This is a genomic window from Nocardia wallacei (assembly GCF_014466955.1).
GTDB classification, from domain to species: Bacteria; Actinomycetota; Actinomycetes; order Mycobacteriales; family Mycobacteriaceae; genus Nocardia; species Nocardia wallacei.
The window spans coordinates 2984770-2998197 of the sequence record NZ_AP023396.1 but is presented as its reverse complement, the minus strand read 5'-3'; the positions used below and the strand labels follow the sequence as shown (position 1 = coordinate 2998197).

Below are 13428 nucleotides of genomic sequence, written 5' to 3'. Positions count from 1 at the left end.
GAAATAGCGGTGAGCGCGCCCCCTGTCGCGCGAGGCGGTCCGCGGCAGGGGGCACATCATCCGGGTAGACGGCCGGGCGATGCTCAAACCCCGCGCATCGATTGGCCTGTACCGTCCTCGGCCACCTTCACACCGGGAGGCCGCCCGCGACGATGCCGCAGAACAGGCATTGATCACGCATGCCGATTCTCGTTTCGGCCATTGTCGACACCGGCGGCGGCGAGGCCCGCCCTGAACCACGGCGGCATGTACTGCTCGGCGCGTGGGAATCGTTCCTGCTCGAGCGCGAAGTCCTGCGGCGCGGGATAGGGCTGTCGAATATCACCTCTTGTTCCAGCGAAGCGTCTTTGCAAACTCTCGGCCGGTTCAGAAGTGCCCAGCCGTCAGTCCCGGCAATAGTGCAGGGAGATGGTGCTGGAATCGGGGAAGGTGGTGGCGGTGGCAAGTCGCCAGCCCGATGCGTAGTTGTCGGGAAGGAGCCGCAGGCCGCCGCCGAGGGTTTTCGGAACGATGGTCAGGTAGAGGTCGTCGACGAGACCTGCCTCGAGCAGACCTTGAATGATACTGGCGCTGTTGCACACCAGGATGTCGCGGCCGGGGGTCTGTTTGAGCGCACGCACCTCCGCCTCGAGGTCGCGGCCGATTCTGGCGTTGGTCCATTCGGCCTTGTCCAGATCGGCCTGCTCCAATGTCTTGGTGAAGACGACTTTCTCGACGGTGGCAAGCCACTCGCCGAGGTCGCGGGTGCGGGCCGAGCTGGACGGGTCACTGGTCAGACCCGGCCACACCGCCGTGAAGCCCTCCCAATTGGTTCTCCCGAGGACTACGGTGCTCGCGCCGCGCCAAATGCCTTCGTAATACAGCTCGCTCTGCCCGCTCATGATGTGTTCCATGCACCAGCTCATATCGTCGTCGGGCCCGGTACTGCTGTAGCCATCCATCGACACGGTGACCTCGGCGGCCACCCTGCGACCGGCGCTCTGCTCGTTGTTCGACATGTGTGACTCCGCTTCTCGCTACGGTTTGTGGTTCGGAGGAGTAGACGGAATCACGTCGCCGAACTCATCGGTGAGCGGTGGGTCGACGCTTGCCCGATGTGACGCCCGAATCGCCGTCGTGCCGGACAGCCATCAGCTCGGCAAGCGTGTCCGCGACTGCCGTCGGGGCGAAGTTCTGCAACCCGTGCCCCACCCCCGGCAGCAGCCGGATTACCCCCTCGCGGGCGTTCTCGCGCACGAGCATCTCGTCGCTGTCGTCGGACAGGGCGAACACCGCCGGGTCGGCGCGCAACAGTACGACCGGTCCGTTGACTCGACTCAGCCAGGTCGCCGCGTAATCCAGACCGCCGTAGACCTCGCGGGTACGGCCCACGATCGCGTCGAGGTACGCGGGATCGTGCCGGTGCAGGGCGGCGGCCATGCGGCGGAGGTAGGGGTGTTCGGCGCCGAGCATTTCCGCGGCGGTCTGGGTGCCCACCGGCTCGGCGCCGAGCAATGCCAGCAGCTCGGATTCCGGCCGCCCACACCAGCTTTGCCACCTGCGCATCCGAATTCCGCTGTGCTTCAACAGCTTCAGCATGGCGGATAGCGACAGTGGCGTATCCCCCAACACGAGCCCGCACACCGCGTCCGGATGCCTACCGGCCAATGCCAGCGCGACTTGGCCGCCGTAGGAATGGCCGTACCACCACGCCGGGCCTGCCAGATTCGCGGCCGCCCAGCTCGCGAGTTCATCGGCGGCGTTCTCCAGACTGTAATGCCCGGTCCATGCCGAATCCCCGTGTCCGGGAAGGTCGACACCCCACCAGCTCACCGCGGGCGGCAGTTGTTCGAACAGCTCCGCGCCCAACTGCCAACTGCCCGACCCGCCGTGCAGGAAGACCAGTTCCGTGCCCGTCCCGCCACCGGCCCGGGCATTGATCACGAGACTCCGACGTCGATTCGGCACGCTACCTCCGTAGAACCACCCAAAATCTGCACTCGGTGCAATAGTAGCTCGAGTGCAGAAACGCCTAGGATGACTGTGTGCCCGGACTCCGCGAACAGAAGAAGCAATTCACCCGGCAGGCGATCTCGGAGGCGGCGATCGCCCTGTTCCTCGAGGCCGGTTACGAACAGACATCCGTCGCCGCCGTCGCCGCGGCGGCCGGGGTGTCGCGCCGAACCCTGTTCAGCTACTTCCCCGCCAAGGAGGACCTCGTCCTGCATCGGGTAGCCGACCACGAAGGAGAGGCGGCACGCGTCGTACGGGCCCGGCCCGCGCGATGGACACCACTCGCCGCATTGCGAGCCCACTTTCTGGCCGGGCTGGATCGGCGCGACCCCGTGACCGGACTCTGCGACGACGCGGACGTACTCGCCCTGTACCGGCTGATCAACGCGAATCCGGTGCTCACCAACGGTTTACAGGCTCTTCGACGGCGCGATGCCGCTCTGCTGGCGGACGCGCTCCGGGAGACGACGAACGCCGACGTCCTGCCCGCGCGCCTCGCGGCGGCACAGTTCGCCACCACACAACACCTGCTGGCCGATGACAATGTGCGGCACCTCGGTGCCGGCCGGTCCGCCGACGAACGTCATCCCGGAGCCGTTGCCGACGCGGAGGTGGCATTCGGATTGCTGCGCAACGGATTACGGAAGTTCTGACGGCGTGCTCTCTCGTGGACCATTCTCGACCGGTGAATGACGTGCCACGCGTTCGATCTCAGGGGAAGTCCGCGTCGGTAAGACCGTCCGGGTGCCCAGTTGGCCACTCCACCAACTCGATTCGATAGCCGTCCGGATCGGTGAGCCACGACGTCTTCGGGCCGTCCGGCCCACCCGGGTATTGGACGGGTCCGGGCTCCAGGCCCACGGCGATCAGCCGCTCCACGGTGGTGGCCAGTGCGTCGACCTGCACCGCGAGGTGATCGACACTGCCCCCGCCGTCGATACGTCCACCGCCCGGACGATAGACCAGCTCCAGCGATGCCGCCGGTTCGCCGGGGAACCTCAGGATCACCAGGCGAACCCCGTCACCCGGCTCGACCCTGCCCAGCTCGACATAGCCCAGCGCGGTGTAGAAATCGAGCGAGCGGTCCAGGTCGGTGACGCGGAAGGCGACGAAGATCGTCTTCACGCAACCTCCTCGGGTCGGCGCACACGGTAGCGGAGGTGCGTGACGTCTCGGTCCTCGAGCCGTCGAACCAACTCGAGCTCGATGTGATCGCCGCCGAGATGCTCGAAGAGGCGTCGGCCCTCCCCGAGGAGAACCGGAACCAGATGAATCTCCATCTCGTCGAGCTCCCCGGCCCGAAGGAGTGCCTGGGCCGCGCCCGCGCCATGGACCATGACCGGCCGGTCCCCGGCGGCAGCCCGCGCCAGACGAGCGCACTCCTCGACGTCGGTGACATATCGCGCGTGCCCCGGGGGCACGTCGCCCACCTGGTGGGTGAGGACGAGGATGGGCACTCCGTCGTGATGGTCGCCCTGCCAACGTCCGGCGAGTTCGAAGGTCCGACGTCCGGAGATCACTGCGCCGGTCGCCAGCGCCTCCCGATAAACCTGCCCGCTGGGACCGTCCGATTCCCGGTCGTCGAGCCAGTTGAACAGCCGTCCGCCGGCCCGGCCGAGCTCCTGGCCCGGTCGATCGTCCGGGCCTGCGATAAAGCCGTCGAGCGACATCGACATATACAGCCGAATCGGACCAGCCGATTCCCGGAGCATCGCCATCGCCCAACCCTAACCGTCCCGGGCACCGGTTCAATCAGCATGATCGCCGGTCTGCACGACGATGCCCACGGCTGCGTCCCGCGCGACGAAGGCGGAAATACGCCGTCGTATGGGAGAGGAGCAAGTACCCGACCGAACTCGAGCCGATGATGTGCAAAATCCAGCGAGACGGCACGGTGACTCCATCGAGCGCGAGTCGTTGATTCTCGGCGGGCGGCGCCGAGTCCGGGCCCGTTGCGGCGGCGATCAATAGCAGGTTTGTTCATTGGTCACGATCGTCGGCGTCCGGCCAACCCCGGATGCGGCGCGCGACCGCACAGCCGGTTTCGGCGTGACCGGATTCTGCTACCGACTGCCCGCTCGGTCAGGAAGTGGTGGCGGGCAAGGTTTCCCAGCCGCGCACGGTGGAGGTGGGCGAGAGTTTGGCGTTGTCGAGGTCCACCTCCCAGCGTGGGAAGCGGGCCAGGATTTCCTCCAGGGCGATGCGGCCCTCGAGGCGGGCCAGGGCGGAACCCAGGCAGTAGTGGGTGCCGACGCTGAAGGTCAGGTGCTGGCGGGTGTCGCGGTGGATGTCGAAAACGTCACCGTCGGGCGGGAATTGGCGTTCGTCGCGGTTGGCGGCGCCGATGAGCAGCATCATGGCGCTGCCCTGCGGCACCGTCCGGCCGTGTATCTCGACGTCGCGGGTGACGTAGCGCGCGACATGCGGTGCGGGCGGCTCGAATCGGAGCAGTTCCTCGACCGCGTTGGGGATGAGCCGCGGGTTCTCGACCAATTCGGCCCGCTGGTCGGGGTGTTCGGCGAGCACCTTGCCCGCCCAGCCGATCAGCCGCGTCGTGGTCTCGTTGCCCGCACCGGACACCACGTTCACGTAGGTCAGCAGCTCGTCGCGAGACAAGCGCCGCAGCGTGCCCGTCTCGTCCTCGAACTCGACGTTGAGCAGTTCGGTCATGATGTCGTCGGAGGGGTGCTCGGCGCGCCAGTCGATATAGGCGCCGAAGATGTCGCCGCCGACGATGCCCTCCTCGGCGGCCTTCATCGGCTTGCCCTCCTCGGTGCGCATCTGCTCGTTCGCGAAGTCGCGGATGGCTTCCTGGTCCTCTTCCGGGATGCCGAGCAGCATGCCGATGGTGCGCATCGGCATCTGCGCGCCGATGTCGGCGATGAAGTCCAGGCGGCCCGTGCCCACGTGCGGATCCAGGCTGCGCGCGCAGAACTCGCGGATCTTGTCCTCGAGTTCGCGAATCTTGCGCGGAGTGAACATGCGCGACAACAGTTTCCGGTGAATGTCGTGGATCGGCGGGTCCTCGAAGATCAGCACGCCCGGCGGCATCGTGATGTCGGCCTTGATCAGCTCGATGATCGCGCCACGCGCGGAACTGTAGGTCTTGTGGTCCAGCAGCGCGGCATTGACGTCCCGCCAGCGGCTCAACGCGTAGAAATCGTGCTGCTCGTTGTAGTAGACGGGCACCTCGTCGCGAATCCGCTTGAACATCGGGTAGGGGTCGGCATTGAGCCGGACGTCGTACGGATCGTAGTAGACGTCGCTGGCCGCGCTGGTGGTCACAGAGATTCACCTCTCGCAGGAACTACATCGTTCTCGGTTCGCGGACGATTCAGCCGACACCGAGCCCTCGGGGTAAGTGATCTCAGTGTAAATGCAATAATATGCTGTTGCAACTAATCTTCTCCATATGCGAGAGGAACATTCTCGGCCGACTCGTCCTGCTCACAATGCCTTCAGCATGCCGCCGTCGATCACCAGGTCCGCTCCGCTCAGGTTCGACGCCTTGCCCGAGACGAGAAAGACGACGAGTGCGGCGACCTCGTCGGGGGTGGTGAATCGGCCGGTAGACATGCCGAGTATCGACGGCAGTCGCTCAACGATGAGGTCCTGCGGGACACCGGCTTTCCGGGCCAGGATGTCGCCCGGTCCGCCGGGCGTCGTCCACAGATCGGTGAGTACCGGGCCGGGCGAGATCGTGTTGACGCGCAGTCCCTGAGCGCCGAACTCCTCGGCGAGCGCCTTACCGAGGTTCGATACCGCGGCCTTCGCCGCCGACTGCGCGACCAAACGCGGCTGCGGCATCCTGGCGTTGACCGAGCTGATGTTGACGATCGCGCCGCTGCGCTCGAGCAGCGCCGGCAGCGCCGCCCGCGTCGCGCGAACAGTCGGCATGACCGTCGCGTCGAGGGTGTACCGCCAGGCGTCGTCGTCGAGGGCGAGGAATCCGCCCGGCGGGGTCGACGTGCCCGCGACATTGTTCACGAGAAGGTCGATGCCGCCGTGGCGGTCGAGCGCGTGCTGGACGAGATGGGCGGGCCCGGCGGCGGTCGTCAGGTCCACTTCGACCACGTCGCTGGTCGCCGACCGCAGCGGCGTCGTGATCGTGCGACTACCGGCCACCACGACGAAGCCGTCGTCCACCAGAGCGCGCACGATCGCCAACCCGATACCGCGGCCCGCCCCGGTCACCACCGCCACGCGTGCTGTGTCTGCCACCGGCTCCTCCTCGTCCTTCGGCGTCGGTCGCTCCGACGTCCTCCGTCAGCATCCGGGTTGAACTACGGTTCAAGTCAATGGGCAAGTTATCGATATCGGAATTGCGGGCACGCACGGGACTGGCGTCCTCGGCCCTACGCTTCTACGAGCGCAAAGGTCTGTTGCGCTCCTCCGGGCGGACCGGCGGCCAAAGGTGCTACGACGCGGACGCGGTGGAACGAATCGCGTTCATCGATCTGCTCAAGTCGGCCGGGTTCACGCTGTCGGAGATCGCGGTGTTCGTCGCACCGGCGGTGGAAAGCCGAAACGATTGGCGCGCACTGTCCTCGGCCAAACTGCGCGAGCTGGATGAGCAGCTCGCGCAGATCCGGCAGGCGCAACATGTGCTGCGGCACTTGCTCGACTGTCGACACGACCGGCTCGACCACTGTCCCGAACACCACCGCATCCTGCGCGCACACGCCGAAACCCTCGCCGCCGGACAAACGACGCGGTCCCGCGAAGGCCGTTGACGCCCTACCTGATACCACTGGGGCAGAGCGCTATTCGTGCAGCAGGAGCACAGTATGATCGATGCTGTCCACTCGGGACGGGAGCCGACACATGAAGATCGAGTGTGAGGCGGTCTTGGCCGACCTGCTGCTGCTCAGGGGGTCCGGATACTCGCTCCTCGAACTCTCGCGCAACGAGAAGGCGATCAAACCTGTACTGACCCGGTCCGGATACCACTGGGGCCAAGGCTATGCCGCGCTCCTCGCAGATCTCCCGGACTCCACCTGTCGCTGGGCGCTGTACAACTTCCGGGATGAATCGCCCGACGGACGAACGTGTCGGTTCTGCTTGATCACGTGGTTACCTGCCGGAGCGTCGGACAAGACCAAGGTGGCCTACTACTTCGACAAGGACGCGCTGATCACCACGGTGGAAGAAAAATTGTTGTCGAGCAGGGTCAGAGGCTTGGCGGTGATGGAAGCGACCTCCTATGCCGACATGGCCTATGAAACGGTGCTGGCCGAGGTCAACCGCCAATTCGACAACTGAGGCCGAGTCGGTTGCGGTGAGCCGGGAAGCGGACCTGGGCGTTCAGCACGTCCTCGCGTCGGCCGCGTTGTCCTCCGACCGATGTGCGGCGCGTTGCCGGAGTGCGTACACGGCGGCTCCGGCCGTCAGCACCGCCGCGCCGGCCGCCACCGCGGTCAGCGGCAGAGTGAAAGCCAATGCGAGACAACCGATCAGGCCCAGCATCGGTATCACACGCGGTGGGCGGCCCTCGGCGGGGGTGAGGGTGTACGCGGAGGCGTTGGCTATGGCGTAGTAGAGCAGTACGCCGAAGGAGGAGAATCCGATTGCCGCGCGCACATCGGCTACGGCGGCCACCGCGGCGACGACCACCCCGACGGCCGACTCGGCGCGGTGCGGCACACCGAATCGGGGATGGACCGCCGCCAGCGCGCGCGGCAGGTGGCGGTCGCGGGCCATGGCCAGGGTGGTGCGCGAGACACCGAGGATCAGCGCCAGCAGCGACCCCAGCGCCGCCACCGCGGCACCGGCCCGCACGACCGGCTCCAGCCAGCCCGCACCGGCGGCGCGGACCACGCTCGACAGGGGCGCCGCCGCCGCGGCCAACCGGCCCGGCCCCAGCACGAACAGGGCAGCGACCGCGACGACCGCGTACACCACCAGGGTGACGGCGAGGGCGAGCGGGATCGCGCGCGGAATCGTGCGGGCCGGATCGCGCACCTCTTCACCGAGCGTGGCGATGCGGGCGTAGCCGGCGAATGCGAAGAAGAGCAGCCCGGCCGCCTGCAGCACGCCTGCCACGGTGACGTCGGACCCTGGTTCCAGGCGGGCGCCGTCGGTGTCGGCCGAGCCGAACGCGGCAACGACCACGGCGGCAAGGACGACCAGCACCACCGCGACGATGCCGCGGGTCAGCCAGGCCGACTTGCGCACTCCCACATAGTTGACGGCCGTCAGCCCGGCCACCGAGACGACCGCGACCGCGTGCGCATACTCGGGCCAGGCGTAGATTCCGACGGTCAGCGCCATGGCCGCGCAGGACGCGGTCTTACCGACCACGAATGCCCAACCCGCCAGATAGCCCCACAACTCACCGAGCCGTTCGCGCCCGTAGACGTAGGTCCCGCCCGAGTCCGGGTAGCGAGCGGCCAGCCGCGCCGACGAGGTGGCGTTGCAATACGCGACCGCCGCCGCGACGCCCAAGCCGATCAACAGGCCCGAACCCGCGGCCCGAGCGGCCGGGGCGAGAGCGGCGAAGATCCCGGCGCCGAGCATCGCGCCCAGCCCGATCACCACCGCGTCGGCGAGTCCGAGACGGCGAGGCAACCGGCCCGACTCATCAGGGCGCTCCGCCTCGGCGAAGTCGGATTCGCTCACCCGTGTCCTCCCAACAAGCCCTGACGCGCCGAATACCTATGTCCCACTACTCAATCCACTCCCCGGTTCCACCGTTCCACTGAACGATCCGCTTACACCGATTCCATTGTCCCACTGAGTGATTCACTTACACCGGCTACGCTGCCCCACCGGGCGATTCGCCTTCACCAGGTTCTCTGCCCACTGAGCGACTCGATTACACCGGTTCCGGCCCGCCGAGACGCGCGTCGACCACCAGGCCCGCCACGCCGATCGCGACGCAGAGCACGGAGACGGCCAGTAGCGTGGGATCGGTGCTCCCGGTCAGCGCGTCACCGAGGGCGACCAGCGCGACGGTGCCGGGCAGCACACCCACGGCCGTCGCGACGAGGAAGGGCCGCAACCGAATCGACGAGACCCCGGCGCAGAAGTTGACCAGCCAGAACGGGACCGGGCTGATCAGTCGCAGTGACACCACGGCCGGCCAGCCGCGGCGAGCCAGCCGCCGATCCACCGCCACGACCGCGGGGTGTGTCCATCGGGTGGCGATCGCCTCGCGACCGATCGCACGCACGAGCAGGAACGCCAGCGCCGCGCTGACCGTGGTGGCGGACACCGCGAGGACGACCCCGACAACCGGACCGAACAGGAGCCCGGCGGCGAGAGTGAACGGAACCCGCGGCAGGACAACGGTTGCCAGCACGTGTGCGAGGAAGAACAGGACGGGCAGCCATGCCCCGCCGGCCCGTGCCCACTCGCGCAGCTGCGTGACCTCCGGCCGCGGGGCGAACAGCGCGAGCGCCGCGAACGCCACCAGCAGCGCCAGCGCTCCGATCACCCTCGGACTCGGGCGACGAACCGGCCCGCCCGCCATCGTGGTGCGCAGAGCCGAGAGAACCATCCCGGCACCGTCAGCGCGCGGGACGGGGCGCGGGCTGGAACAGCTCGACGAAGTTCCCGGAGGGATCCCGTAGCAGAACCTGTTGTCCCCCAGGCCCGCTCAGGATGTCGTTGCGGAAGGTGACCCCGGCCGCGCGCAGCCGCGCGACCTCGGCGGCGATGTCGTCGACCACGAGCTGGATCCGGTTCCAGCCGTCGCCGGGTGTCGGGACGGTGCCGTCGGGCATCGGGCGGCCCGCGGAACTCTTCGGCCCGGCGAGCAGCAGCTGCAGCGGGCCGCGGACGACGGCGGCGAACGCGGGTGCGGCATCGAAATCGACGGCGAAGCCGAGCTGGGTGGTATAGAACTCCACTGCCTCGCGCACATCGTCGACGAGGTAACGCACGCGGGCGAGTTCGTTCGGTGCGGTGGTGGTCATGGTCGGGCCTCCTTGTTGTCCCTACAGAGCCAGGAACCCGATGCGAGTGTCGAGTTCGGTTGCGACACGGCGGAATTCCGGATACGTCGCCTGCTCGGTCGCGGCCGCGGCGGCCGGGTCCGGCAGGCTCCAATGCGCCGTGATCGCCGCTCCGTGATCCCGAGGGACCTCGCGGATCTTGTCGCACAGCGTGATCACGACATCGAAGGGGCGGCCCGCGATCACCTCCAGCGACTGCGGCCGCCGGGGCTCGAACTCGATGCCGAAGTGCTCGCGCAGAACTCGGCCGGTATTCGGGTGCATAGCGGGCTTGGGATGGCTGCCCGCACTGGTCACCTCGACGCGTCCGCCACTGCGACGCCGCAGCAGCGCCTCGGCCATCGGTGAGCGCGCGCCGTTTCCGGTGCACAGGAACAACACCGACCTGCCTTTCGGCCACCGGCGCTCGGCCGCTGCCAGCATCGGGTGCAGAGCAGCCGCCGCCTCACCGAATGCCGTTGCGCACCGAGCCAAATCGAGGTGGTAGTAGCTGTCGCGACCGTCGAAACTACTGCGCCGCATCGTCACCAACCCGGCCGTGCGCAACAACCGCAGGTGATAGGACACCAAGTTCTGCGGCTCGTCGACCGCGGCGACCAGCTCCCGCACCCGTCGATCACTGGGCGCCAGCTCGGTCATCAGCGCCCAGCGCAACGGATGCGCCGCCATCCGCATGAGCAGCGGCACCGGTACTCGGGTCTGGGTTGCCACCCGAGCAGAATACATCAAATGAGTTTGATGCAATAGTGGGCGGCAGCCGCCCGGCAGTGGTCCGGGGTGACGACCCCTCGCCCCGTTACCAGGCCACGGGCAGCTCGTAGATGCCGTAGGCGAGACGGTCGTGTTTGAACTCGACCTGGTCGAACGGAATCGCCAGGCGCAGGGTGGGAATGCGGCGAACCAGGGTGTGGAAGACGATCTGCAGTTCGGCGCGGGCCAATTGCTGCCCGACGCACTGGTGCGGGCCGAAGCCGAAGCCGACGTGCAGGTTGGCCGGACGGCGCAGGTCGAGCTTGTCCGGCTGGTCCCACTGCTTCTCGTCCCAGTTGGCCGGGGCGAGATCGAAGATCAGGCCGTCGCCGGCGCGGATCGTCTCACCCGCGATCTCGATGTCGCCGATCGCGACCCGGCGCTGGCCGTTCTGGATGATGCTGAGGTAGCGCAGCAGCTCCTCGACCGCGCCCGCCACGACCTTCGGATCCTCGGTGTCGCGCAGCAGCGCGAACTGGTCCGGGTTCTCCATCAGGGCAAGGGCGCCGAGGGAGATCATGTTGGCGCTGGTCTCGTGGCCCGCGATGAGCAACCCCGTACCCAGCTGAGCGGCCTCGCGCATGTCGATCTCACCGGCGCGCACCCGCTCGGCGATATCGGTCACCACGTCCTCGGCCGGTTCGTCCAGCTTCTTCTCGACCAGCTCGACCAGATATCGCGCCAGCTGCGAACGGCCTTCCGCCGCTTGCTCTTTGGTGGCGAACCGGTCGACGTTCATGGTGGCGTGCAGCTGGAAGAACTCGTGGTCGTCGTAGGGTACGCCCAGCATCTCGCTGATCATCAGGGTCGGCACCGGAAGGGCCAGTCCCACGACGAGATCGGCGGGCTGCGGGCCGTCGAGGATCTTGTCGATGTGCTCGTCGGTGATCTGCTGGATCACCGGGCGCAGCGCCTCGACCCGCTTGAAGGTGAACGGCTTGGTGAGCATTCGCCGGTACCGGCTGTGTTCCTCGCCGTCGGTGGTGAACAGCGATTTGGGGCGGCTGTCCTTGATCGCCAGCATGCCCTCGTTCCAGTGCGGGAACCCGGGCCGGTGGTCGTCCACGCTGACCCGCGGGTCGGACATCAGCGTCTTGAACTCGGCGTACCCGGTGACCAGCCACGGCGTGCTGCCGTCCCAGATCCGCACGCGGTTGAGCGGCTTGTCCCGGCCCAGCCGCAGCGCCTGCTCCGGTGGCGCGAACGGGCAGGCGGCGGATCGCGGCATCGGATAGTCGGGGATGCCCGCCGTCGCGGCGCCGGCGTCGGTCAAAGTTTCGGACACGATGACTCCTATTCCTCGACGTGAATGGCCATGGCGGGGCAGACCGCCGCCGCCTCTCGCACGTCGGCGGCGAGTTCGGCGGGCGGGTTCGCGTCGAGCAGTTCGACCACACCGTCGTCGTCGCGCTGATCGAACACCGCCGCCGCGTGCATGACGCAGTGCCCGGCGGCAATGCATTTGTCTTGTTCGACAGTCACCTTCATCGGGACCTTCTTCCTACGGGGAGTGCGCTGGGGTGCGGGACTCGATGTGCGGGCGCCGCGCGGTGACGAGGTGCTCACGGTGCACGCGAGCCTGTTTGGGCATGTTCCAGCCGAGCACGGCCGTGATCGCCCCGTTCCGCTCGTATCGGGCGACGAAGCGGCCGGTCGCTGGATCGCCGTCGACGACCGCGACCCGCGCGTCGGGCGTGATGGTGCCGTGCACCTGGATCTTGGTGTCGAACTGGTCGGTCCAGAAGTACGGGATGGGGCGGTAGACGCGATCGGCGCCGACGATATTGGCCGCCACGACCCCCGCCTGTTCGGCGGCGTGCGTCCGATTCTCCAGCCGCACTGGGGCGTTGGCGTCTCGGTCGTGCCAGCGGGCGACATCACCGACGGCGTACACGCCCGCCGCGGCGCGGCAGCTGTCGTCGCAGACGACGCCGTCGGCCAGGGTCAGCCCGCTGCCCGCGAGCCAGTCGGTGGCGGGCCCGGCGCCGATCGCGACGACGACCACGTCGGCGGGCAGCGTCTCGTCCGTCCGTAGCGTCACGCCGGTGACCGCGCCGTCGCGGTCGGTGAGGCCGGCGACGCCCGCGCCCAGCCGCAGCCGGACTCCCCTGCTCGCGTGCAGCTCGGCCAGCCGGGCCGCGGCGAATTCGCCGAGTTGGGTCACCATCGGCGCGGACAGTGGACCGGCAACGGTGACGTCGGTTCCCAATTGCCTTGTCGTCGCGGCGATTTCGGTACCGAGGACGCCCTCACCGACGACGACCACGCGGGGTCGCGCCGGGTCCGAGCCACCGGGCGTCAGCTCCGCACGTAACGCCAAGGCGTCGTCGAGGGTGCGCAGCACGTGCACGCCGCGCAGGCCGGGCACGGTGGGCAACGTCCTCGGCGTGGCCCCGGTGGCGATCACGACCGCCTCGGTGGCGGTGAAGAGGCCCGCCGTCGAACGCACCGTGCGACCGGCGACATCCAGTGCGAGGGCTCGGTGCCCCAGGACCAGGTCGACCTGCAGCTCGGCCAGCATCCGCGGGGCGCGCAGCAGGGTGCGTTCGGGCCGCCACGCGCCGGACAGGATCTGCTTGGACAGTGGCGGGCGATCGTAGGGCAGATGCGGCTCGGCGCCCAGCATCGTGATGGCACCGCGAAAGCCCTGGCGGCGCAACGCTTCCGCGGTTGCCAGGCCCGCGGCCGAGGCGCCGACGATCAGCACGTCCGTGCGGCGGCTCATCGCGTA

At 68.1% G+C, this 13428-nt stretch carries 16 protein-coding genes; 3 read left to right on the top strand and 13 right to left on the bottom strand.

The window, feature by feature from the left end; translation table 11 throughout:
- Positions 1 to 383: 383 nt before the first annotated feature.
- Positions 384 to 998 carry a dihydrofolate reductase family protein gene (locus NWFMUON74_RS13680; RefSeq protein WP_187688172.1) on the bottom strand — a complete coding sequence of 205 codons (615 nt, stop codon included), beginning with the start codon at positions 996 to 998 and terminating at the stop codon, positions 384 to 386.
- A 64-nt stretch (positions 999 to 1062) separates the two neighbouring features.
- A complete protein-coding gene (locus NWFMUON74_RS13675; RefSeq protein ID WP_187688171.1) occupies positions 1063 to 1947 on the bottom strand; it encodes an alpha/beta fold hydrolase in 885 nt (294 codons plus the stop codon).
- Between the two features lie 77 nt (positions 1948 to 2024).
- Between NWFMUON74_RS13675 and NWFMUON74_RS13670 the strand changes: the two genes are divergently transcribed.
- A complete protein-coding gene (locus tag NWFMUON74_RS13670) occupies positions 2025 to 2645 on the top strand; it encodes a TetR/AcrR family transcriptional regulator (RefSeq protein ID WP_187688170.1) in 621 nt (206 codons plus the stop codon).
- A 58-nt stretch (positions 2646 to 2703) separates the two neighbouring features.
- Here the strand turns inward: NWFMUON74_RS13670 and NWFMUON74_RS13665 are convergent, their stop codons facing one another.
- The 4 genes from NWFMUON74_RS13665 to NWFMUON74_RS13650 form a co-directional block, all read right to left on the bottom strand.
- Positions 2704 to 3117, bottom strand: coding sequence for a VOC family protein (locus NWFMUON74_RS13665; RefSeq protein ID WP_187688169.1), 414 nt, complete (start codon positions 3115 to 3117; stop codon positions 2704 to 2706).
- Positions 3114 to 3710, bottom strand: a complete 597-nt coding sequence (locus NWFMUON74_RS13660; protein ID WP_232111010.1) for a dihydrofolate reductase family protein — start codon at positions 3708 to 3710, stop codon at positions 3114 to 3116. The genes NWFMUON74_RS13665 and NWFMUON74_RS13660 overlap by 4 nt, the downstream gene beginning before the upstream one ends.
- Positions 3711 to 4074: 364 nt before the next feature.
- Positions 4075 to 5277, bottom strand: a complete 1203-nt coding sequence (locus NWFMUON74_RS13655) for a cytochrome P450 (RefSeq protein ID WP_187688168.1) — start codon at positions 5275 to 5277, stop codon at positions 4075 to 4077.
- Between the two features lie 162 nt (positions 5278 to 5439).
- The gene (locus NWFMUON74_RS13650) at positions 5440 to 6213 is read right to left on the bottom strand and encodes an SDR family NAD(P)-dependent oxidoreductase (RefSeq protein WP_197987014.1); all 774 of its coding nucleotides are present in this window, start codon (positions 6211 to 6213) and stop codon (positions 5440 to 5442) included.
- A gap of 77 nt (positions 6214 to 6290) precedes the next feature.
- On the opposite strand from NWFMUON74_RS13650, the gene NWFMUON74_RS13645 reads away from it, so the two are divergent.
- Positions 6291 to 6725, top strand: a complete 435-nt coding sequence (locus NWFMUON74_RS13645) for a MerR family transcriptional regulator (protein WP_187688167.1) — start codon at positions 6291 to 6293, stop codon at positions 6723 to 6725.
- Positions 6726 to 6816: 91 nt separating this feature from the next.
- Positions 6817 to 7254 carry a hypothetical protein gene (locus tag NWFMUON74_RS13640; protein WP_187688166.1) on the top strand — a complete coding sequence of 146 codons (438 nt, stop codon included), beginning with the start codon at positions 6817 to 6819 and terminating at the stop codon, positions 7252 to 7254.
- A 42-nt stretch (positions 7255 to 7296) separates the two neighbouring features.
- On the opposite strand, the gene NWFMUON74_RS13635 is transcribed toward NWFMUON74_RS13640, so the two are convergent.
- From NWFMUON74_RS13635 to NWFMUON74_RS13605, 7 genes are all read right to left on the bottom strand, one after another.
- Positions 7297 to 8610 carry an APC family permease gene (locus NWFMUON74_RS13635; protein WP_425300384.1) on the bottom strand — a complete coding sequence of 438 codons (1314 nt, stop codon included), beginning with the start codon at positions 8608 to 8610 and terminating at the stop codon, positions 7297 to 7299.
- 196 nt (positions 8611 to 8806) lie between these two features.
- Positions 8807 to 9490 (bottom strand): TVP38/TMEM64 family protein, encoded by a 684-nt coding sequence (locus tag NWFMUON74_RS13630; RefSeq protein WP_232111009.1) that lies wholly within the window; start codon positions 9488 to 9490, stop codon positions 8807 to 8809.
- Between the two features lie 10 nt (positions 9491 to 9500).
- Positions 9501 to 9908: a VOC family protein gene (locus NWFMUON74_RS13625; protein WP_187688165.1), complete on the bottom strand. Its 408-nt coding sequence runs from the start codon at positions 9906 to 9908 to the stop codon at positions 9501 to 9503.
- Positions 9909 to 9929: 21 nt separating this feature from the next.
- Complete coding sequence (locus tag NWFMUON74_RS13620) at positions 9930 to 10658, bottom strand: arsenate reductase/protein-tyrosine-phosphatase family protein (protein ID WP_232111008.1); 729 nt, start codon at positions 10656 to 10658, stop codon at positions 9930 to 9932.
- A gap of 85 nt (positions 10659 to 10743) precedes the next feature.
- The gene (locus NWFMUON74_RS13615) at positions 10744 to 11982 is read right to left on the bottom strand and encodes a cytochrome P450 (protein ID WP_187688164.1); all 1239 of its coding nucleotides are present in this window, start codon (positions 11980 to 11982) and stop codon (positions 10744 to 10746) included.
- Positions 11983 to 11990: 8 nt separating this feature from the next.
- Positions 11991 to 12185 carry a ferredoxin gene (locus tag NWFMUON74_RS13610; protein ID WP_187688163.1) on the bottom strand — a complete coding sequence of 65 codons (195 nt, stop codon included), beginning with the start codon at positions 12183 to 12185 and terminating at the stop codon, positions 11991 to 11993.
- A gap of 13 nt (positions 12186 to 12198) precedes the next feature.
- A complete protein-coding gene (locus NWFMUON74_RS13605; protein WP_187688162.1) occupies positions 12199 to 13422 on the bottom strand; it encodes an NAD(P)/FAD-dependent oxidoreductase in 1224 nt (407 codons plus the stop codon).
- Between the last annotated feature and the right edge of the window lie 6 nt (positions 13423 to 13428).